Origin of the sequence: Saccharospirillum sp. MSK14-1 (assembly GCF_003054965.1) — a bacterium.
Taxonomy (GTDB): domain Bacteria; phylum Pseudomonadota; class Gammaproteobacteria; order Pseudomonadales; family Natronospirillaceae; genus Saccharospirillum.
In genome coordinates this window covers 174,645-195,476 of record NZ_MIES01000033.1, presented here as the reverse complement: position 1 = coordinate 195,476, position 20,832 = coordinate 174,645, and the positions used below count along the sequence as shown (strand labels likewise).

Annotated in this window: 19 protein-coding genes and 1 tRNA gene; 13 read left to right on the top strand and 7 right to left on the bottom strand. The window is 58.0% G+C overall.

What is annotated here, in order from left to right:
• Positions 1–48: 48 nt before the first annotated feature.
• A complete protein-coding gene (locus BGP77_RS09865; RefSeq protein ID WP_199224251.1) occupies positions 49–1,392 on the bottom strand; it encodes an N-acetylmuramoyl-L-alanine amidase in 1,344 nt (447 codons plus the stop codon).
• Entirely contained in the window at positions 1,383–1,856 is a 474-nt protein-coding gene (gene tsaE, locus BGP77_RS09860; RefSeq protein WP_233252336.1) for a tRNA (adenosine(37)-N6)-threonylcarbamoyltransferase complex ATPase subunit type 1 TsaE, read from the bottom strand. Before tsaE ends, BGP77_RS09865 begins: the two co-directional genes overlap by 10 nt.
• A gap of 153 nt (positions 1,857–2,009) precedes the next feature.
• Between tsaE and queG the strand changes: the two genes are divergently transcribed.
• On the top strand, positions 2,010–3,113 hold the full coding sequence (gene queG, locus BGP77_RS09855; protein ID WP_108164573.1) for a tRNA epoxyqueuosine(34) reductase QueG: 1,104 nt from the start codon (positions 2,010–2,012) through the stop codon (positions 3,111–3,113).
• Here the strand turns inward: queG and BGP77_RS09850 are convergent.
• A complete protein-coding gene (locus BGP77_RS09850; protein WP_108164572.1) occupies positions 3,079–3,675 on the bottom strand; it encodes a YigZ family protein in 597 nt (198 codons plus the stop codon). The two genes, queG and BGP77_RS09850, sit on opposite strands and share 35 nt — an antisense overlap.
• Positions 3,676–3,856: 181 nt before the next feature.
• Between BGP77_RS09850 and BGP77_RS09845 the strand changes: the two genes are divergently transcribed.
• Together BGP77_RS09845 and BGP77_RS09840 are read left to right on the top strand one after the other, a co-directional pair.
• The gene (locus tag BGP77_RS09845; protein ID WP_108164571.1) at positions 3,857–4,921 is read left to right on the top strand and encodes a BamA/TamA family outer membrane protein; all 1,065 of its coding nucleotides are present in this window, start codon (positions 3,857–3,859) and stop codon (positions 4,919–4,921) included.
• Between the two features lie 13 nt (positions 4,922–4,934).
• Positions 4,935–5,810 (top strand): ion transporter, encoded by an 876-nt coding sequence (locus BGP77_RS09840; RefSeq protein ID WP_108165936.1) that lies wholly within the window; start codon positions 4,935–4,937, stop codon positions 5,808–5,810.
• A 3-nt stretch (positions 5,811–5,813) separates the two neighbouring features.
• On the opposite strand, the gene BGP77_RS09835 is transcribed toward BGP77_RS09840, so the two are convergent.
• Positions 5,814–6,710: a helix-turn-helix domain-containing protein gene (locus BGP77_RS09835; protein WP_108164570.1), complete on the bottom strand. Its 897-nt coding sequence runs from the start codon at positions 6,708–6,710 to the stop codon at positions 5,814–5,816.
• A 160-nt stretch (positions 6,711–6,870) separates the two neighbouring features.
• Here BGP77_RS09835 and pobA point away from each other — a divergent pair, with 160 nt between their 5' ends.
• Positions 6,871–8,052, top strand: coding sequence for a 4-hydroxybenzoate 3-monooxygenase (gene pobA, locus BGP77_RS09830; protein ID WP_108164569.1), 1,182 nt, complete (start codon positions 6,871–6,873; stop codon positions 8,050–8,052).
• Between the two features lie 7 nt (positions 8,053–8,059).
• Here pobA and BGP77_RS09825 read toward each other — a convergent pair whose 3' ends face one another.
• Entirely contained in the window at positions 8,060–9,712 is a 1,653-nt protein-coding gene (locus BGP77_RS09825) for an EAL domain-containing protein (RefSeq protein ID WP_158269340.1), read from the bottom strand.
• Between the two features lie 266 nt (positions 9,713–9,978).
• On the opposite strand from BGP77_RS09825, the gene BGP77_RS09820 reads away from it, so the two are divergent.
• Positions 9,979–10,644, top strand: a complete 666-nt coding sequence (locus BGP77_RS09820; RefSeq protein ID WP_158269339.1) for an ABC transporter substrate-binding protein — start codon at positions 9,979–9,981, stop codon at positions 10,642–10,644.
• 143 nt (positions 10,645–10,787) lie between these two features.
• A complete protein-coding gene (locus BGP77_RS09815) occupies positions 10,788–11,192 on the top strand; it encodes a VOC family protein (RefSeq protein WP_108164566.1) in 405 nt (134 codons plus the stop codon).
• A 194-nt stretch (positions 11,193–11,386) separates the two neighbouring features.
• Here BGP77_RS09815 and BGP77_RS09810 read toward each other — a convergent pair.
• Positions 11,387–11,473: transfer RNA gene (locus BGP77_RS09810), tRNA-Leu, on the bottom strand.
• A gap of 63 nt (positions 11,474–11,536) precedes the next feature.
• Complete coding sequence (pyrC, locus tag BGP77_RS09805) at positions 11,537–12,577, bottom strand: dihydroorotase (protein ID WP_108164565.1); 1,041 nt, start codon at positions 12,575–12,577, stop codon at positions 11,537–11,539.
• 246 nt (positions 12,578–12,823) lie between these two features.
• On the opposite strand from pyrC, the gene queA reads away from it, so the two are divergent.
• The 7 genes from queA to BGP77_RS09770 all read left to right on the top strand — a co-directional run bounded on the left by queA (position 12,824) and on the right by BGP77_RS09770 (position 20,763).
• Complete coding sequence (gene queA / locus BGP77_RS09800; protein ID WP_108164564.1) at positions 12,824–13,870, top strand: tRNA preQ1(34) S-adenosylmethionine ribosyltransferase-isomerase QueA; 1,047 nt, start codon at positions 12,824–12,826, stop codon at positions 13,868–13,870.
• Positions 13,867–15,003, top strand: a complete 1,137-nt coding sequence (gene tgt / locus BGP77_RS09795; protein WP_108164563.1) for a tRNA guanosine(34) transglycosylase Tgt — start codon at positions 13,867–13,869, stop codon at positions 15,001–15,003. The genes queA and tgt overlap by 4 nt, the downstream gene beginning before the upstream one ends.
• 134 nt (positions 15,004–15,137) lie before the next feature.
• Positions 15,138–15,491, top strand: a complete 354-nt coding sequence (gene yajC / locus BGP77_RS09790; protein ID WP_108164562.1) for a preprotein translocase subunit YajC — start codon at positions 15,138–15,140, stop codon at positions 15,489–15,491.
• A 96-nt stretch (positions 15,492–15,587) separates the two neighbouring features.
• Complete coding sequence (secD, locus tag BGP77_RS09785) at positions 15,588–17,435, top strand: protein translocase subunit SecD (RefSeq protein WP_108164561.1); 1,848 nt, start codon at positions 15,588–15,590, stop codon at positions 17,433–17,435.
• Between the two features lie 10 nt (positions 17,436–17,445).
• Positions 17,446–18,396, top strand: coding sequence for a protein translocase subunit SecF (gene secF, locus BGP77_RS09780; protein WP_108164560.1), 951 nt, complete (start codon positions 17,446–17,448; stop codon positions 18,394–18,396).
• 112 nt (positions 18,397–18,508) lie between these two features.
• Positions 18,509–19,522 carry a tryptophan--tRNA ligase gene (locus tag BGP77_RS09775; protein ID WP_108164559.1) on the top strand — a complete coding sequence of 338 codons (1,014 nt, stop codon included), beginning with the start codon at positions 18,509–18,511 and terminating at the stop codon, positions 19,520–19,522.
• A 2-nt stretch (positions 19,523–19,524) separates the two neighbouring features.
• Positions 19,525–20,763, top strand: coding sequence for a glycosyltransferase family 4 protein (locus BGP77_RS09770; protein ID WP_108164558.1), 1,239 nt, complete (start codon positions 19,525–19,527; stop codon positions 20,761–20,763).
• Positions 20,764–20,832: the final 69 nt, after the last annotated feature.

The window sequence follows — 20,832 nt, the reverse complement described above, 5'->3', positions numbered from 1 at the left end:
TGGGTCATCGCAACGTTGCCGCCGCTTTGACGTAACGATAACGCTGTTTCAGGCCTCAGGGATCAACAACACCTGACCGATACGAATGGCACTGCCCTGCAATTGATTCACTTCGCGCAAACGGCCCACCGAGGTGCCATTGCGCGTGGCGATGCCCGACAATGTATCGCCACTGACCACGGTGTAACGACGCATACCATCGCTGCCATTGCTCTGTTGCCAGGCGATCCAGGTACCCGGTGGCGGGTTATCGTTAAACCAGTCGATCACACCGTCGCGGACCGCACTCGCCAGCCGTCGGCGATAGCCTGCTGAGCCCAGATTAGCTTCCTCGGTTGGGTTGGAGATAAACCCGGTTTCGACCAAGATGGAGGGCACATCGGGTGACTTCAAGACGGCAAAACCCGCCTGTTCCACTGTCGACTTATGCAAGCGCGCCACGTTGCGCATTTCACCCAAGACGCGGCTGCCGACATCCAGACTCGAGCGCATGGTGGCGGTCATCGACAAATCGACCAGCACCGATTTCAGCACCTCGTCTTTGTCTTCCAGACTGATGCCATTAATACCGCCAATGACATCGGCTTCATTTTCCTGGTTCGCCAGATACGCCGCCATGGTCGATGTCGCACCACCGGACGACAGCGCAAACACCGACGCTCCGGACGCACGCGGACTGGTGAACGCATCGGCATGAATCGACACGAATAAATCGGCGTTGTGTTCACGCGCAATCTGACGACGACGGTGCAGTGAAATGTAGTAATCGTCGGTACGCACCAGGAACGGCTCAAAGCCTTCCACATCACTTAATTGCCGATACAGTTCACGGGCGATCGCCAGCACGATGTGTTTTTCGCGGGTGCCACGACCACCAATCGCACCCGGGTCTTCCCCCCCATGGCCGGCATCAATGGCGACAATAATATTGCGCCGCTGACCGTTCAGATCGCCGACGGTCTTACTGACCTGTTGTTCACGCGGCTGCAACGCTTCACCGCTGGGTCGCTCCAGATCGAGCACCAGACGATGACCGTATTGTTCATTCGGATTCAGGGTAAAGCTGCGCGGCGTTAAGTCGGTATCCAGGTCCAGCACGATGCGCAAATCGCCACCGGGGCGGGCACCACTGCGAATGCGCTGAATACCGCTGCGTTGTAAATCAAGCGACGCCAAGGAGATTTGCAGATCGGAGCTTTCAATATCCACCACCACGCGACTGGGGTTGGACAGTGTAAAAACGCGGTGTTCTACCGGGCCACTCAAATCCAATACCAGACGCGTGTTATCCGGCGCGGGCCACAACCGCGCACTTTCAATCTGCGCAGCTAAGGACACTGGTGCCAGCACGCACATCACGAGCAGCATCAACAACCGATGCATCAGGCGCATTCCCCTTCTTGCTGCAACCATTTAATCAGACTCTGACCCCGCTCAGTCGCGGGCTCGAACGCCAGACTCCGGGCGGAGTCAGCCTCGCTGAAATGTATCACGACATCGGCGTCGGGCAAGACCCCAGCGCCGCGCTCCGGCCATTCCACCAGCCAGGCGGTGTGGTCGGTTAAATAATCTCGCACACCAATAAATTCCAATTCTTCCGGGTCGGCAAGTCGGTACAGGTCAAAATGGACTACTGTGATCGACTCGCATTCATAAGGTTCGACCAGCGTATAGGTCGGGCTTTTAACCCGGCCAGTCCAGCCACAGCCAGCAATAATGGCCTGACTCAAGGTGGTTTTGCCCATACCCAGTGTGCCATCCAGATAGAGTCTGGCACCGTTCAGATGCATCAGACCACGCGCCAGCGTTTGGCCCAGCAAGGGCATCTGCGATTCATCGACAGTCAGGCGGTACAAGCGGTTTCTCCAAACCCGGGGCAGATCAGTTGGCGCGCAGTGTAACACTCCATAGAGGCGCTCCAAAGGTCGACGTGGCGCGGTTGCATTGACGATACCGGGCGCAACGACCACACTGCGCCCTGTTCCAGCCACCGCCTTGTCACCACCGCCATGTCCGTTTCTGCTTCCCGCATCGATGCTCTGGATCTCAGCGCCCTCGCTGAGCGCATCAAAGCTGAAGCCCGCGCCCTGGGTTTTCAGGCGGTGCATATTGGTTCGGCCAATACCGAAGCGCATCGACCGGCCTATGAAGACTGGCTGGCCGAAGGCTACAACGGCGATATGAAGTGGATGGAGCGCAACCTCGATAAACGCTTCGATGGCGCCCAATTGCACCCAGGATCCGAACGCGCCATCTCAGTGCGGCTCGATTATCGGCCCGACGGTCCGATGCAAGCCATCCTCGATGACCCCAACAAAGCCTATATTTCGCGTTACGCCTTAGGGCGCGACTACCACAAAGTGATGCGTAAACGGTTAACCCAACTGGGCCGCACCATTGAGAGCTGGGTCGGCGAACACGGTTTTCGCGCCTTTGTCGACAGCGCACCGGTGATGGAGCGACAACTGGCGCAACAAGCAGGCATGGGTTGGTTGGGCAAGAACAGCCTGCTTCTGAATAACACAGCAGGTTCCTGGTTTTTTCTGGGCGAACTCTTTACCAACCTGCCCCTGCCGATCGACCCACCGTTTGAGACCGAACACTGCGGGTCGTGCGATCGCTGCATGACCGCCTGCCCGACCGACGCTTTTGTGGCTGAAGGCGTGCTCGATGCCCGGCGCTGCATCAGTTATCTGACCATTGAACACAGCGGTTCCATCGACCCGGCATTACGCCCGCTGATGGGCAACCGCATTTACGGCTGCGATGACTGTCAGATGGTCTGTCCGTTTAATTCGTTCAGCCAAACCACTCAGGAAAGCGACTTCGAGCCACGTCACAACCTCGACCAGGCTGATCTACTGACTTTATTTCAATGGAGCGAAGCTGAGTTTTTTGAGTACACCGAAGGCTCAGCAATCCGCCGCATCGGCTACCAGCAATGGTTGCGTAATCTGGCGGTAGCGTTGGGCAATGCCCCCACGCAACCCGCCATCGTTGAGGCGCTAATGGCACGGCGTAATGAAGTGTCGGACTTGGTTCGCGAGCATCTCGATTGGGCTTTAGAGCGTCACGGTGTCAATCCGCCGGAGTCAGTATCACGGCCGGATTAGCAGGCGCCAGGGCGTTAAATGCTTCTGTAAAGCGTTCCAGCTGACTGTGTGGCAATTGCACCGTCATCGTCACCTCGGTGCCATAATCAACCTGCTCGGCGGTCAGACCTGACTGGTCGAGTAAACGTCGCACCTCACTTTCCAACGCAAAAGGGACGCTCAGCGTTAAACCGTGCTGGGCCTCCAAGGTGATGTAATTCGCCTGTTCCAATGCCTGCGATACCGCGCCACCATAGGCCCGTACCAAACCACCGGCTCCCAGCTTGATCCCCCCAAAATAACGCACCACCACGGCCAGCACATTGTCGAGCCGCTTATGGCTGAGCACGTTAAACATAGGCTTGCCCGCCGTCCCGGACGGCTCGCCATCGTCGCTCATGCCCGAATCGCCGCCCGCAGAAAAGGCAAAACACAGGTGGCGGGCATCCGGATAGGTTTGACGCAATTGCGCCAGACGATGCTGCGCTTGCTGTTTATCCGCCACTGGCTCAACCCAGGCCAGAAACCGACTTTTCTTGACGACCAGTTCCGCCGCTACCGGCGCAGCCAGAGTCTGCTTCATTCATTCTCCTGCCAGTCAGCGCTGCGATGATGTCTTTAAACGGCCATAGCCTAACATTAAGCTCAGGGTCGCCATCGGCCAGCGGAATTATATCGACGGTGACGAACACCGATAGCTCACGCTTTCCAAACACCGCCAGCGCTGGGTACACTGCCAGCCAAGCTGACTTCGAGACCCGGATATGAACCCAGTTAAAACCCTCTCCTGCGCGTTGGCATTGTCCCTGGGCGCCACACAAGCGGAAGAACTCAAACCGGCCGGCTGGGTATTGTTACCGGCCATCGGCTCCAGTCCCGAAACCGGTTTTCAGTACGGTGTCTATGCGCTGCATCAGTTTGCCCAAACCGCCGAGGGTGAACCTCAGGATCGTCTGGCGTTTCTGCTGCAAGGCACCAGCGAAGGCCAATACCAAGCCCGAATCAGTCCTGATTTTTTTGTGGCCGGTGGCGACTGGAACCTCACCGGCGGCCTATCCGGCATGTACTGGCCAACGCCCTACTACGGCCAGAGCAACGACATTGATCTGGATACCGAAGAAGAAAGCTACGAACTGACCGCCTTCACCGCCGAAGCTGGCGCCGCCTATGCAGTGATGCCGGCGTTGCGCCTGGGTGGACTCCTCTTTGTTGAATCCGAAGACATTGAAGACGACGTCGACAACCCGTTGCTCAGCGATGCGCAAACCGGGTTTGATGGCGGCCTTTACGTAGGTGCCGGCATCACCGCCAGCTGGAACACCACTGACGATCGCGACTGGCCCACCCGTGGCACCCTGGCACAGGCCGAATTGCGTCAGTACAGCGAATCCCTCGGTGGCGACTACACCTTTACCCGGCTCGATACCGCCGCCAGCCAATACCTGCCGCTGGGCAGCGACGTGATCGCTCTGGGCGTCAATTATGGTTATGGCAACGACGACACCCCCTTCTCACGGTTGCCGCGACCGTCCGGCGAATCGTCCTTGCGCGGCGCCGATGGCAACCTCTGGATTGGTCAGCATCTGTTCGGTCTGCAAAGCGAGTATCGCCATACCCTGACCGACCGTTGGGCGGTCACCGGCTTTGTTGACGCGGCGCAGGTCGCTGACGACCCGGACGATCTTGCCTGGCGTCGTTTCCATACCGCCGTTGGCGGCGGCATCCGTTACGCCACCCTGGCCGATTCGCGCTTTAACGTTCGCGCCGATATTGCGGTTGTCGATATGGAAAGCATTGGCTTTACCATCAGCGTCGGTGAAGCCTTCTGATTCACGCCATTTTATGAACCAACGCCGTACCGATCATTTTCACATTGCCCGACAAGCCGACCAGCCAGAACCGATGGCTGGCTGGCGCCTGGCGCTGAACGACATTATTTTCGGCGCCGAATCCGCCCCCGGCAAAGCCTTCGATATTGCGCTGATCATCGCCATCTTAATGTCGGTCGCCGCCGTGATGCTGGAAACCGTGGGCATCGTTCAGGCCGAACACGGCCGAACGCTGGTGCGACTGGAATGGTTCTTTACCCTGGCGTTCACCATCGAATACGGATTGCGTTTGCTGTGTGTTCGCCACCCCTGGCGCTACGCCACCAGCTTTTTCGGCATCGTCGATCTGCTGTCGATCATTCCGACCTATCTCAGCCTGTTAATCCCAGGGGTGAATTCGCTGCTGGTGATTCGTATCCTGCGCATTCTGCGCGTATTCCGAGTGCTCAAGCTGTTTCGTTACCTCAACGAAGCAGAAATGCTGTTGCAGGCGATGCGCACCGGCTACCGAAAAATACTGGTGTTCCTCTACGCAGTGATCACCCTGGTCATCGTGTTCGGCTCCATCATGTATCTGATTGAAGGGCCACCCAACGGCTTCACCTCCATCCCTCGCTCGGTTTACTGGGCCATCGTCACACTGACCACCGTCGGCTATGGCGACATCACACCGCTCACGCCCATCGGGCAGTTTATTGCCTCGGCGGTGATGATTACCGGCTACGCCATCATTGCCGTGCCCACCGGCATCTACACCGCAGAACTTGCCAATCAGATTCGCATCAAACGCGATTCCCGCGGCTGCCCTGGCTGTGGCAAAACCGGGCATGAAATGGACGCCGACCACTGCCGCTTCTGCGGCGAAGCGCTGAGCACCAACGACGATTAACACTCACCAACGTGAGGTTCCGGCAACGCGCCGGAAGTCGCGTGGCGATTGGCCTGTCTGGCGTTTGAAAAACCGCGTGAAATATCCCGGATCACTAAAGCCTAAACGGTCCCCCACCTGCGCCACCGTCTGGGCCGTATAGACCAGCAACCGCTTGGCCTCGAGCAAGATACGCTGATGCACCAGCTGCAACGCCGACTGTGCCACCGTGCGCCGACAGATACTGTTCAGATGCGCCGTGGTAACACCCAACTCTTGCGCGTAGCGAGCGACCGTCCAGCCGTCGGCATAGTGCTGTTCGATCAACCGATTGAAGTCACCGAAATGATCGACACCGGTCATAGCGGGTTCGACCAGCAAACCGCCGGCTGGCAGACAATAGCGGATCAAATGCACCATCAAGGCGGCCAACAGCGCTTCCATTAATGCCGCCCGACCCGGCGCTTGAGCAATGTATTCGTTGTGTATTTGCCACAGCGCATCATCAATGACCGCATGCTGTGGCGAAGTCACCAGTGCACAGAGCCGAAACTCGGCAAACAGCTGCGTCAGTAAAGCCGTGCTCACTCGCTCACCCAAGCGTTGCACCAAAGGATTGGCCAGCGTCAGCACCAGCCCCTGAGCGTCGGCATCAAATTCAAAACCGTGCACGCTCATTTCCGGCACCACCACCAGTCCGCCGGGCCCCAACTCATGCACCTGCGATTCGTGTTGTACCCGAGCCCGCCCCTGACGCAGATAGAGCAATTGAAACAACCCTGCATGACGATGTGGACGAATCACCCAATCGAGCGGTTGGCTGCGTTCAGCAATGGCTTCGCAATGCAGCAGGTCCGGCGTCGGCCAGTCCTGATGTTCGCCATAGAGTTTAAAAACCGGAACGGTGTGGAAGGCAGTCATATTAGATCAAAAAAGCATCAGAAGTTTTCAAATGTACAAGTATTGCAGCGATTTAGCCATTCAAAGCGCCACTCCATCGACGAAAATGACAAGTCCATAACGCGACAGTCATAACAACAAAGCCGGCGAGTTGTACAACCCGGCCATCGTGGAGAAGCTCATGAAAACCCAAGTTGCCATCATCGGCTCCGGTCCGTCTGGTCTGCTGTTAGGCCAATTACTGCACAAACAGGGCATCGATAACGTCATCATTGAACAGCGCAGCCAGGAATATGTTCTGAGCCGCATTCGTGCCGGCGTACTGGAGCAAGGCATGGTCGACCTGGTGCGTGAAGCCGGCGCCCATGAACGGATGGACCGCGAAGGCGAGGTTCACGAAGGCGTCTATCTGGCGTTTGACGGCCGCAAAATCCGCGTCGACCTGGCCGGGCTGACCGGCGGTGACACCGTGATGGTCTACGGCCAGACCGAAATCACCAAAGACCTGATGGACGCGCGCGCCGCCGCCGGCCTGACGACTGTTTACGAAGCCAGCGACGTTCAGCCACACGATTTCTACAGCGACACACCCAGCGTCAGCTTCACGAAAGACGGCGAAAACATCACGCTGGAATGCGATTACATTGCCGGTTGCGATGGCTTCCATGGCATCTCGCGCAAATCGGTACCGCAGGACAAACTGAAAACCTTCGAGCGCGTTTATCCGTTCGGCTGGCTCGGTGTGCTGTCCGATACCCCGCCGGTATCCGATGAACTGATTTACGCCAAACACGAACGCGGCTTTGCACTGTGCTCCATGCGTTCGGCCACCCGCAGTCGCTACTACGTGCAAGTCCCACAGGATGAAAAAGTCGAAGACTGGTCCGACGAACGCTTCTGGGACGAACTGAAAAAACGCCTGCCCGAGGAAACCGCCGAGAAACTGATCACCGGTCCTTCGATCGAAAAAAGCATCGCACCGCTGCGCTCTTTTGTGGCCGAGCCGATGAAATTCGGCAACCTGTTCCTGGTCGGCGACGCCGCACACATCGTCCCGCCGACCGGCGCAAAAGGTTTAAACCTGGCGGCCAGCGATGTCAGTACCCTGTATCGTGCGCTGACCGCCACCTACCACGATGGCCGCGCTGATCTGCTGGAAAAATATTCCGAAGTCTGTCTGCGCCGCATCTGGAAAGCCGAACGTTTCTCCTGGTGGATGACCTCAATGCTGCATCGTTTTGGTGATGAAGATTTTGATCAACGCATCACCCAGGCCGAGCTGGAATACGTCACCGGCTCCCAGGCGGGCTTAACCACCATTGCTGAAAACTACGTCGGCCTGCCGTACGAACCTTTGGAATAAAACACCCTCAAACCACGCGGCGCGGCCTTTGGGTCTGCGCCCGTTGGTTTTCCAGAAACGCCGAGTAATAGGCGTCCGCTGGCATGGGCTTACCATAGAGCCAGCCTTGTGCATAAGACACGCCCTGAGCGATCAACCAGTCGGCCTGCTGCGAGGTTTCCACGCCTTCGGCAACCATCGTCAGTTGCAGCGATTGCGCCAGCGCAATGATGCTCTGCAACAAACGGAAATCGATGCTGTCTGTTCCGATGGCCTGAACGTAACGTCGATCCAGTTTGAGGAAACTGAACGGCAAATCACTGAGATAATCCAAGCCCGCCTGACCGGTGCCAAAATCATCAATGCCAATCACACAGCCAAGCGCATCTAACCGCGCCAGAGCATCGCGCACCTGAGTTCGACGGCTCGGGTCCAACGCCGACTCGGTCATTTCCACTCGCAAATGGGTTGCTGACAACGCCGGGAAAAACCGCCGCAGCCGATCGGCAAAATCCAAACTATGGTCGCCCAACGCATGCGGCGAGGCGTTCAGGGAGATGTAACAGTCGCCCTGTTGGGGCACCAATCGATTCAACAATTCACAACTCTGCCAGGCCATGATGGCTGTCAGTTCGCGTATCTGACCGCTGGCTTCGGCTTCGGCAATAAACTCGACAGGCGATAACACACTCTGCCCATCGCGACGCCATCGCGCCAATGCCTCGGCCCCCAACCAACGCCCTGTTTTCAGTTCAACAATGGGTTGAAACCAGGCTTCGAATTCCTGCCGCGCCAAACCCAGTCGAATCTGATGACTGACCTGTTCCAAGCGATGCCGACGCAATAACACCCAGGCCACCGTCAACGCACAACTGAGCAAGAGGATACTGAACACCGCCCAGCGTTCGAGCTTGATCACCGACCAAAGCGTCGCCGGCGGATAGATTAACGACACACTCAATTTGGCATCCTGGCTGGACCGCACCTGCACCAGACGCGAGCGCGGGCTCAGAGCCGTCTCAACTAAGGGATCGTTGCGCTCAAGTACCGCTTCGGCTGCCTGGCGATTGAGCGACGACAGCGCACCTTCCACCAGTAATGGCCGGGTTTGATCACGATGGCCGATCATCACGGCCTCATCCGCGTAGCGAATGCGATCGAACAATTGGCGCAGGGCCGCAGAGGACAACACCGCCGCTGTCGCCACCCCACGCGCGTCCCAGCGATAGATCAACAAACCGGGCCGCTCGACGACCGGAATGCGCCGTTCCAGCGATAAATGCAAGCCCAACCCGGGTTGCAAGGCGTCCATCGGCCGGGCGTCATTCACGGCGCCCCAACTGGTGCAAACCAAGCGATAGCCCGCATCGATGCGCAAAAAACCTTCGATGCCGGGCAAGCCATACGCCTCGCGTTGCATCAATTGGCGTCGCTGTGGCGAACAGCCCTGGCTGTTATCGAGTTGCAGGTTGATCAGACTGCCATTGACGTGATCGAGCAAAATATCCAGATCGGCCAACACCGACAGCGCTTTATCGCGCGCCTCATCGGCTTGGTGGCTGCGCACGGTCGACAACATCAACAAACACAGCAGCGTGACCGGTACCACCATCAGAATCAGAGAAACCCACCAGGTCCAATGATCCGTCAAACTGTCTTTCCAACGTAAATGCAGGGGCATGCTGTTCTCGAACCACTGACCTGCGCGGGTTAACAACCCGCATTTGAATCGAGGTGACATTTCCAGACGAACCCTCGCCTGCCGCGAAATGCCGTTACACCCTTCCCTGGCACCGAAGCGGGGAGTGTATGAAGCTTTGATGACAGATCAATGACGACAACCCCCGGCCATCTGCTACATTTAAAGCACTGGCTAACCCTGCGACAGGGCATTGAATGAGGCACCTTGCTGTAAGCAGTCTGGTTTGTGTTTGCTGGATTAAAAGCGTGTTCGCTGATCCGCTGACTGTCATTACGCTGTCGAATTCGGTCTACAACGAAGTGGGTATTCCGTTAATAACGGAGCTGTATCAAAGCGCCGGTGCCGAGGTGACCCTGCTGGCCATACCAGCGCCCAGGCAAGCGTTCATCCTGGCTCAAGAAAGCGCCGATGCCATCATCGTTTCACCTCTAGGCCTTAACCAAAGAAACCCCAGTTACCTCCGCCTGCCCACCGTCATATCCAGCGTGAGGCTGATGCTGTTCACTGGCCGAAACGACCTGAGCTGGCCACTGCATGATGACCTGACGATGGGGGTCCTCAGAGGCATCGTACCCAGTGACGCCCGCGACAAATTACCCGCGGGGCTGACCCTCGTTGAGGTCAACGACCTGTCTCAGATGATGCGCATGGCCGACCGTCAGCGTGTGGATGTGGTACTGATGCCCTATACCCAAGGCCTGGCAACCATTCGTGATCTGCAACTGCAAAGAGTCCGCCCCCTGGGCCCGGCATTGTCGGACGTGCCGATGTATCACTATATCCACAAGCGCCACCAGAACCTGGTCGCGCCTTTGAGTGCCACGTTGGAGCAATGGTCTGAATCCGGGTATTTACAAGAGCGCCACCGACAATGGTGGGAACCACTCGAAGCCCGTGTTAACCAACGCTGAAACGCCATCGGCTCTAAACAAATGCCGCTCGTCTCCCTCAGTTTAAACACCATGGCAGTAAGAACTTCTGCGTGACCTTGTCGAAATGAACCATCAATAATCGACAAAGCCCAGATACAGCCCTCATCAATAGGACCTTAACGATGACCCCAATGATTTTCGTCAACCTGCCCGTCGCCAACCTGAACACCGCCATGGATTTCTACGCCGCGCTGGGCTTCACCAACAACCCACAATTTACCGACGAAACCGCCGCCTGCATGGTCTGGAGCGAATCCATCCTGGTGATGCTGCTGACCCACGCCAAATGGAAAACCTTCACCGACCGCCCCATTCCGCCGACCACCAGCAGCGAAGTCATGCTCGCTCTCGCCTGCGAAAGCCGAGACCAGGTGGACGCCCTGAACGAAGCCGCCACCAACAACGGCGGCACCGCCGACATCAACCCCAAACAGGACATGGGATTTATGTACAACCGCAACCTGGCTGACCCGGATGGTCATGTCTGGGAAATGGTTTGGATGGATATGGCGGGGATGGAAGGCTAAAGCAAATAGGCACCACGCTCCAAAGAAGCAAAAAACCCCGATCACATTAGATGATCGGGACTTTTTAATTGGGTACCAGAGGCCGGACTCGATGGTCCGACATCTCGGCCGGCACGTGCCGATTCGTGTTCAGCTCGCGACTCATGGCAAATAAAAAGCCCCAACCACTTTTGTGATCGGGGCTTTTCACAATCTGGTACCAGAGGCCGGACTCGAACCGGCACAGTGTTGCCACCGGGGGATTTTGAATCCCCTGCGTCTACCAATTTCGCCACTCTGGCATTGCTTTCGCAAGTGACGGGCATTCTAGCGAAAAATCCTTGCCCGTCAATGGCTTGTCTGCCTCAAGTTGCGCTTTTCATGCGCCAGTTGATGGTTTCGCCAGCCTGGAACGGAACGATGGTCTCGCCATCGGCCAAGTCAATCCGCTCTGGCAGCTGCCAGGGTTCGCGCACCAGCGTTACTGTGCCCTCGTTGAGCGGCAGGCCGTAGAAGTTGGGGCCGTGTTCGCTGGCGAAGGCTTCCAGTTTGTCGAGTACGCCCAGCTCTTCAAACACCTGCGCATAGAGTTCCAGCGCCGACCAGGCCGAGTAGCAGCCGGCGCAGCCACAGGCGGTTTCTTTCTTGTGACGTTCGTGTGGCGCTGAGTCGGTACCGAGGAAGAATTTGGGCGAGCCGCTGGCGACGGCGGCACGCAGGGCTTCCTGGTGGGTGCGGCGCTTGAGTACTGGCAGGCAATAGTTGTGCGGGCGGATGCCGCCGACCAACAGGTCGTTGCGATTCAGCATCAGGTGTTGTGGCGTCAGGGTGGCGGCCACGCGCTCGGGCGCGGCCATAACGAAGTCAGCGGCGTCTTGGGTGGTGATGTGTTCGAAGACGACTTTCAAACCCGGGTGGCGCTCGACAATGCCCGCCAGATGACGGTCGATAAAGACTTTCTCGCGGTCGAAGATATCGACATCGCCATCGGTGACTTCGCCGTGAATCAACAGTAACAAACCGGCTTCGGCGAGGGCGTCGAACACCGGGTCGAGGCTTTCCAGCGCGCTGATACCCGCCGTGGAGTTGGTCGTGGCGCCGGCCGGATAGAGTTTGGCGGCGACAACGCCCGCCGCTTTTGCAGCCTGAATATCGGCCGCTGTGGTGCGATCGGTTAAATAGAGCGTCATCAAAGGCTCGAAGCTGCTACCAGCCGGACGTGCCGCCAGAATGCGTTCGCGGTAGGCGCTGGCCATGTCGGCGGTGGTGACTGGCGGCGTCAGGTTGGGCATCACAATGGCGCGGGCAAAACAGCGTGCGGTGGCGGGCACGGTTTCAGCCAGCATGGCATCGTCGCGAAAGTGCAGATGCCAATCGTCCGGGGTACGCAGAGTCAGTTGAGTCATCGACAGGGCCCTGAATGTGTGGAGAAGCGGTCGGAATTAAGCGCGCCGGAGTCTACCAGATTTCAAGTTCGGGCGCTGTCATAGCGCTGTCACAGCAGAGCGTTAGTCTGCGCCCGTCGTGAAAGCACTCGGCAACCGATCGTACCGATCGGAGAACCTCGGAACCTTGGCCGGCCCCTGCCGGCTTTTTTTATGTCCGCTCTGCCCCTAAAATACGCGACCCTTTTTCCAGGCCCGACGACCCGCATGGACGTTCGCGATTTCGATTTCAATTTGCCCGACGAGCTGATCGCTCGCCAACCCGCCGCCGAGCGCACCGGCAGCCGCCTGCTGTGTCTTGATGGCGCCACCGGTGCCATTGCGCACCGCCAGTTCCCGGATTTACTCGACCAGCTTGAACCCGGCGATCTGCTGGTGTTCAACAACACCCGGGTGATACCCGCGCGGCTGTTCGGCCAGAAAGCCAGTGGCGGCAAGATCGAAGTGCTGATCGAGCGCATGACCGGCGAGCAAACCGCGCTGGCGCATGTGCGTTCCTCGCGCTCGCCGAAAGCAGGTGCACGGCTGGAGCTGGAAGGCGGCATCGAGCTGGAAGTGACCGGTCGCGACGACAACCTGTTCAAGCTGCGTTGTCTGAATGACACGCCGCTGGTCGAGCTGCTGGAACAGCACGGCCATATGCCGCTGCCGCCCTATATCGACCGGGCTGATGAGGCGAGTGATCGCGATCGTTACCAGACTGTCTACGCCGAGCGCCGCGGCGCAGTCGCCGCACCCACGGCCGGTCTGCATTTTGATGAAGCGCTGCTGAAGAAGCTCGCCGATAAAGGCGTCAATACGGCTTTCGTTACGCTGCACGTCGGCGCTGGCACCTTTCAGCCAGTGAAAGCTGACAAGGTCGAAGACCACCATATGCACTCCGAGTGGATTGAAGTGTCCGACGCTGTGGTCGAAGCGGTGCGTGAAACCCGCGCGCGTGGCGGTCGGGTGATTGCCGTTGGCACCACCTCGGTACGCTCGCTGGAATCGGCCGCCGCTTCCGGTGAATTGCAGCCCTTTACCGGCGATACCAACATCTTTATCTATCCGGGCTATCGTTTCGCAGTGGTCGATGCGCTGGTCACCAACTTTCATTTGCCGCAGTCGACGCTGATTATGCTGATCAGCGCCTTTGCCGGCCGCGAGGCGGTGATGGCCGCGTACCAGGCCGCCATCGACGAACGCTACCGCTTTTTCAGTTATGGCGATGCCATGTTTGTCAGCCGCCAAACTCTGCCTGAGGAACCCGCATGAGCCGCACCTGTTTTATGGATTTCGAACTCAAAACCACCGATGGCGCTGCCCGTCGTGGCACGCTGAATTTCCCGCGTGGTCAGGTGGAAACACCGGCGTTTATGCCAGTCGGCACTTACGGCACGGTCAAAGGCATGACGCCGCAGCAAATCGAAGAGATCGGCGCGCACATCATTCTCGGCAACACCTTTCATCTGATGCTACGCCCCGGCACTCAGGTGATTGAAGAACACGGCGACCTGCACGACTTCGCCGGCTGGAACAAACCGATTCTGACCGACTCCGGTGGTTTTCAGGTGTTCTCGCTGGGCAAGATGCGCAAGATCACCGAGCAAGGCGTGACCTTCCGCTCACCGGTCGATGGTGCCAAAGTCGAGCTGACGCCGGAACGCTCCATGGAAGTCCAGCGGTCGCTGGGCTCCGACATCGTGATGATTTTCGATGAGTGCACGCCGCACCCGGCGACACACGAGGTCGCTAAGAAATCGATGGAATTGAGCCTGCGCTGGGCCAAGCGTTCCAAAACAGCTCATGGCGACAGCCCGTCGGCGTTGTTCGGCATCATTCAGGGCGGCATGTATGAAGACCTGCGCGACGTCAGCCTGAAAGGCCTCACCGACATCGATTTTGATGGCTACGCCATCGGCGGCCTCAGCGTCGGCGAACCCAAAGAAGACATGATGCGCATGCTCGATCACGTCACCCCGCAGATGCCGACCGACAAACCGCGCTATCTGATGGGCGTCGGTACGCCGGAAGACCTGGTCGAAGGCGTGCGTCGCGGCGTCGATATGTTCGATTGCGTGATGCCGACGCGTAACGGTCGCAACGGTCACTTCTTCACCACCGATGGCGTGGTGCGCATTCGCAACGCCCGACATCGTCACGATTCCGCGCCGCTCGACGCCCAGTGCGATTGCTACACCTGCCAGAACTTCAGCCGCGCCTATTTACACCATTTGGACAAATGCGGCGAAATGCTCGGCGCCCAGCTCGGTACGCTGCACAATCTGCGCTATTACCAGCGCTTAATGGCTGGTTTGCGCGGTGCCATTGAAGCGGGTAAATTGTCGGCCTTTGTGGACGACTTCTACGCGGCCCGCGGCTTGGAAACACCGCCGCTAACGCCCTAAGCGACCAACAACCGAACACCCAGCCTTGAGGCTCGGCCAAACGGCCCCATCAAATGGGGCTGCTACGCCTTTTTAATTGCCTCTGGCTTATTAATTATAAATTCAATCAACCTCTGGCATTTCGGAGTTACACAATGAAAAAACTGCTCGCCGCCGCTGCCCTGGCTCTGTCCCCGGCACTGGCTCTGGCTGCTCCTGCCGCTCCGGCACAACCCACCTGGCAACTGCCGATCATGCTCGGTCTGTTCGTGCTGATCTTCTGGTTCATGGTTTGGCGTCCGCAAAGCAAGCGCGCCAAAGAACACAAAGCCTTGATCGCTGCGCTGAGCAAAGGCGATGAAGTGACCACCGCTGCCGGTATCGCTGGCAAGGTCACTAAAGTCAGCGACGACTACGTCAGCGTTGAAGTCTCCGACAACGTTGAACTGACGTTCCAGAAACAGGCCATCGTTGCCACCCTGCCCAAGGGCACGCTGAAGGCCCTCTGATCGGCCACAGCCAACGCCGCTTCCCCGGAAGCGGCGTTTTCATTTTGGCACGTTGACCGCTCGCTGCTGGCCCGCTTAATCGCTCAGGAAACCCTCATGCTGAACAAGTACCCGCTGTGGAAATACGCCATCGTCGTCGTTGTGCTGGCGTTGGGCATTCTCTACAGCTTGCCGAACCTCTTTCCCGCCGACCCGGCTGTCCAGGTGCGTGGCGCCGACGCCGGCATGGTTATGAACCAGACCAGTCTGAACCGTATTACCAGCCTGCTCGACGACGCTGACATTGACCATTTCGGCGAAGAGATCGTCGGTCAGTCCGCGCTGGTGCGACTGAATTCCAATGACGACCAGTTGGACGCCAAGGCCGCCATCCAGCGTGGTCTGGGCAGCGATTACATTGTCGCGCTGAACCTGGCACCGACGACGCCCGACTGGCTGACAGCCATCGGCGCGCAACCCATGGCTCTGGGTCTCGATCTGTCCGGCGGTGTGCACTTCCTGCTGGAAGTCGATATGGACCGCTTTATCGATACTCAGCTGAACAGCTACTCGGCCAATATCCGGCGCAGCTTCCGCGAAGAAAACATCCGCTATCGCGGTGTCGATGTGCTCGACGACGACTCCATCCAGATTCTGCTGGCCGATACCGATTTCCGCGACCAGGCTGAAGACTGGCTGCGCGACAACCTGCCCGATTTCCAGCACGAGAACATCGAAGCGCGTGGCCTGCCGGGCCTGTCGCTGACGCTGACCGAAGCCCGCATCAACGAATTGCAGGATTACGCCGTCAGCCAGAACCGCACCACCCTGAACAACCGTGTTAACGAACTGGGCGTGGCCGAACCGCTGGTACAGCGTCAGGGTGAAAACCGCATCGTGGTGGAACTGCCAGGCGTGCAGGACACCGCACAGGCGAAGAACATTCTCGGTAAATCCGCCAACCTGGAATTCCGTCTGGAAGCCACCAGTGGCGGCGAAGTGTTCCCGATGCGTTCCAGTCAGGGCGGCCGTGGAACGGCGTCTTTGGAGCGTGACGTCATCGTTACCGGCGACAACGTCACCGATGCGCGCACCTCGTACGACCAGAACGGTCTGCCGCAAGTCCAGGTCAGCCTGGACGGCGAAGGCGGCTCGCGCATGGGTCAGGTCACGCGTTCCAATATCGGCCGGCCAATGGGCGTACTGTTCATCGAACAGAAGTCGATACTGCAACGTTACGAGCAGCAAAATGGCGAAGCGGTTCCGGTCTACGACAGCGTTGAAGAGAAAGAAATCATCTCGCTGGCCACCATTCGCGGTGCCTTTTCCAACTCTTTTGTGATCACCGGTCTGGACAGTCCTCAGGAAGCATCCGAACTGGCACTGCTGCTGCGCGCCGGTGCCTTGGCGGCGCCGATGAGCTTTGTCGAAGAACGCACCATCGGCCCAAGCCTGGGTGCGGAAAACATTCGTCAGGGCACCAACTCGGTGATCATCGCGTTTGCGCTGGTCATTCTGTTTATGGTCGCCTGGTATAAAGTCTTTGGCGTCTTCGCCAGCGTTGCTCTGGGTGCCAACCTGGTGTTGATCGTGGCGGTGATGTCGCTGATGAGCGCGACGCTCACCTTGCCTGGTATTGCCGGTATCGTGCTGACGGTCGGTATGGCGGTGGACGCCAACGTGCTGATCTTCAGTCGCATCCGTGAGGAACTGGCCGAAGGACGACCGCCGCAGGCCGCCATCGACGCCGGTTACGGCCGCGCCTTTGTCACCATTCTCGATGCCAACATCACCACCCTCATTGTGGCGGTGATTCTGTTTGCCATCGGCACCGGCCCGGTCAAAGGCTTTGCGGTCACCCTCTCGGTGGGCATTCTCACCTCCATGTTCACGGCCATCATGCTCACGCGTGCGCTGGCGAACCTGACCTTCGGTGGTCGGGCCCTGAAAAAGCTGCCGATCTGAGGACGCCGACATGAGTGAACCAAAAGTTTATAACTTTATGGGTCGTCGCCACCTGGCGGCCGCCTTCTCCATTACCCTGCTGGTGATTGCCGTTATCGCCCTGGCGGTACGCGGTCTGAACTACGGCCTGGATTTCACCGGTGGTGCCCAGATCGAAGTCGGCTACGAACAGCCGGCCGATGTGAATCAGGTACGTACTGTCCTGACCGACGCTGGCTATCGCGATGTGGTGGTGCAGTATTTCGGCAATAACACCGACGTGCTGATCCGCATGCAGGAAGACAACAATCCCGACCTCGGTAATGAGGTGCTGGACTTATTGTCGGCCGAACGCAATGACGTTGAGTTGCGCCGCAACGAATACGTTGGCCCTCAGGTGGGTGAAGAACTGCGTGAGAAAGGCGGCATCGGCATGATCGTCGCGCTCGGTTTGGTGATGGTGTACATCGCGCTGCGCTTCCAGTTCAAATTTGCCATCGGCGCAGTCGCCGCCTTGATTCATGACGTCATCATCGTGCTCGGCTTCTTCGCGGTGACTCAGTTCCCGTTCGACTTAACGGTACTGGCGGCCATTCTGGCGGTGATCGGTTATTCCTTGAACGACACCATCGTGGTCGCCGACCGCATTCGCGAAAGCTTCCGCACCATTCGTCGTGACGATCCGATCTATCTGGTCAATATCTCGCTGACGCAAACACTGAGCCGGACGGTCATCACATCCTTGACCACATTGCTGGTGTTGATCGCTTTGGGCATCTTCGGTGGCGAAATGATTCGCGCCTTTGCCGAAGCACTGACCGTCGGTGTGGTTATCGGTACTTACTCGTCCATCTATGTGGCGTCCAATATTCTGCTGGCCATGAAACTGACCAAAGAAGATTTGATGCCGCCGGAAAAAGAACAAGCTGACGAGGACGAAGTGCCGTCCTGGCTGACCGATCCGGACGACGAAAAGTCCTGATCCGCTGTCACCAGAACCTTGCTAAAAGCCCCGGCCACGCGCCGGGGCTCTCGATTTTAACGCCCCTTTCCGCTAAGGTTCGCGCTCTCCAATCAATTTCCAGAAGAGCCTCATGAGCAAGACGCGCGTACTGACCGGCATCACCACCACCGGTATTCCTCACCTGGGTAATTATGCGGGCGCTATCCGCCCGGCCATCGAAACCAGCCAAAAACCGGACACCGAATCCTTCTTCTTCCTGGCCGACTATCACGCCCTGATCAAATGTCAGGAACCGGAACGGGTACAGGAATCGGTCCGCGCCATCGCTGCAACCTGGCTGGCCTGCGGTCTGGACCCAGAGCGCGTTACCTTTTATCGCCAGACCGATATTCCGGAAATCACCGAACTGACCTGGGTGCTGACGACCGTCACCGCCAAGGGTTTGATGAACCGCGCCCACGCTTATAAAGCGGCGGTGCAGGACAACATCGACGACGACAACGCCGATCCGGATCGCGGCATCACCATGGGCTTGTTCAGCTATCCGATTCTGATGGCCGCCGACATCCTGATGTTCAACGGCGAAAAAATCCCCGTCGGCAAAGACCAGACTCAGCACATCGAAATGGCACGCGACATCGCCGGCCGTTTCAATTACATCTATGGCGACACCTTTAAATTGCCCGAAGCGGTGATTGAAGAATCCGGCATGATTCTGCCCGGCCTCGACGGTCGTAAGATGTCGAAGAGTTACAACAACACCATTCCGCTGTTCGAAGGCGAGAAAAAGTTCCGCAAGCTGATCAACAAGATCAAAACCAACCTGCTGGAACCGGGCGAACCGAAAGATCCAGACGACTCAGCATTGTTCGATATTTATTCGGCTTTTGCCTCTCAAGACCAGATCGCCGACATGCGTCAGCAATACGCCAATGGCATCGCCTGGGGCGAAATGAAGAAGGTACTGTTCGAATTCCTCAACGAGGAACTGAAAGAAAAACGCGAACACTACCTGACGCTGATGGACGACCCAGCTCAGCTCGACGCCATCTTAAAACGCGGCGCGGAAAAAGCGCGTGATCTGTCAGTGCCGTTGATGGCAGACGTGCGCCGTAAAGTCGGCATCGGCCCGATCGCAGGCTGAACATGATCACTTCGGCCGGCCTGGCACTGTTGCTCGCCCGGCACTGGCCGGAATCCAATTCGACCGCCGCCGGTCGGCGTACACTCGACCTGATTGGGGCGCTGGAAAGCGCCGGTTATCAGGTCGAGATTGCCAGCGCGGCGGACGTCTCTCCCTTCCAGGCCAATACCGGCCATCGTCAACACAACATCGCCGTCAACGATTCCGGCTTCGACGACTGGATTGCCCAGCTCAAACCCGCCTTAGTGGTTTACGACCGTTTCGTCATGGAAGAGCAGTTCGGCTGGCGCGTGCATCAACAGTGTCCGGACGCCATGACGCTGCTGGATACCAGCGACTTTCACAGCCTGCGCGACGCGCGTCAGCAAGCACTTACTTCCGGCCAGCCGCTGAACCTGTTTAACGCCACTGCCGAGCGCGAGCTGGCGTCGATGGCACGCTGCGATCTGACGCTGATGATTTCCCAGTTCGAAATCGAACTGCTGCATAAACAGTTTCAGTTCCCGGCCGAGCAGTTGTTGTACTTGCCTTTTCTGGTCGATCAACTGCCAAACCTCGACGCTCTGCCTGGCTTCGATGAACGCCAGAATCTGATGATGATCGGCGGTTTTAAACACGCGCCCAATCGCGATGCCGTTGCCTGGTTCCGCACCGCGGTCTGGCCAAAAGTGCGTCAGCAATTACCAACCCTGGAATGCCACGTTTACGGCGCCTACGCCGATCATGCCATTCAGCAACAGCATCAACCCAAAGCCGGGTTTTATCTGAAAGGTCGCGCCGAGGATGCGTTGGCAACGCTGGAAAATTATCGACTCAATCTGGCGCCGCTGCGTTACGGTGCCGGCCAGAAAGGCAAGATTCTCGACGGCTGGCTCAGCGGCACGCCCACCGTTACCACGCCCATCGGCGCCGAAGCCATGGCACCGCTGGACAACTGGGGTTACCCCATCAGCGACGCTCCGCAACAGCTGGCCGACTCCATTGTGCGCCTCTATTTGGACAAGGTTGCCTGGCAGCAAACGCAGCGATCCGGCATTCAAGCGTTGAAAAGCGGCTTTTGGCATCAAGATTATGTACCAGGCTTCGTTCGCCGCCTGAACAGCGTAGCGCTCAATCTGGCCGACCATCGCAACCGTCAGATCTGGGGTCGTATTCTGCGGCGTACCGAACACCGGGCCGAAGAGTTTATGAGCCGTTGGATTGAAGCCAAGAACCAAGGAAAAAACGAACAGCGCTCATAGCAAAGACTCATCGGACTGGCAGTGGACCACTGATCGCGCAGCTCCCATCGTGTAGGGCACGCGGACCAA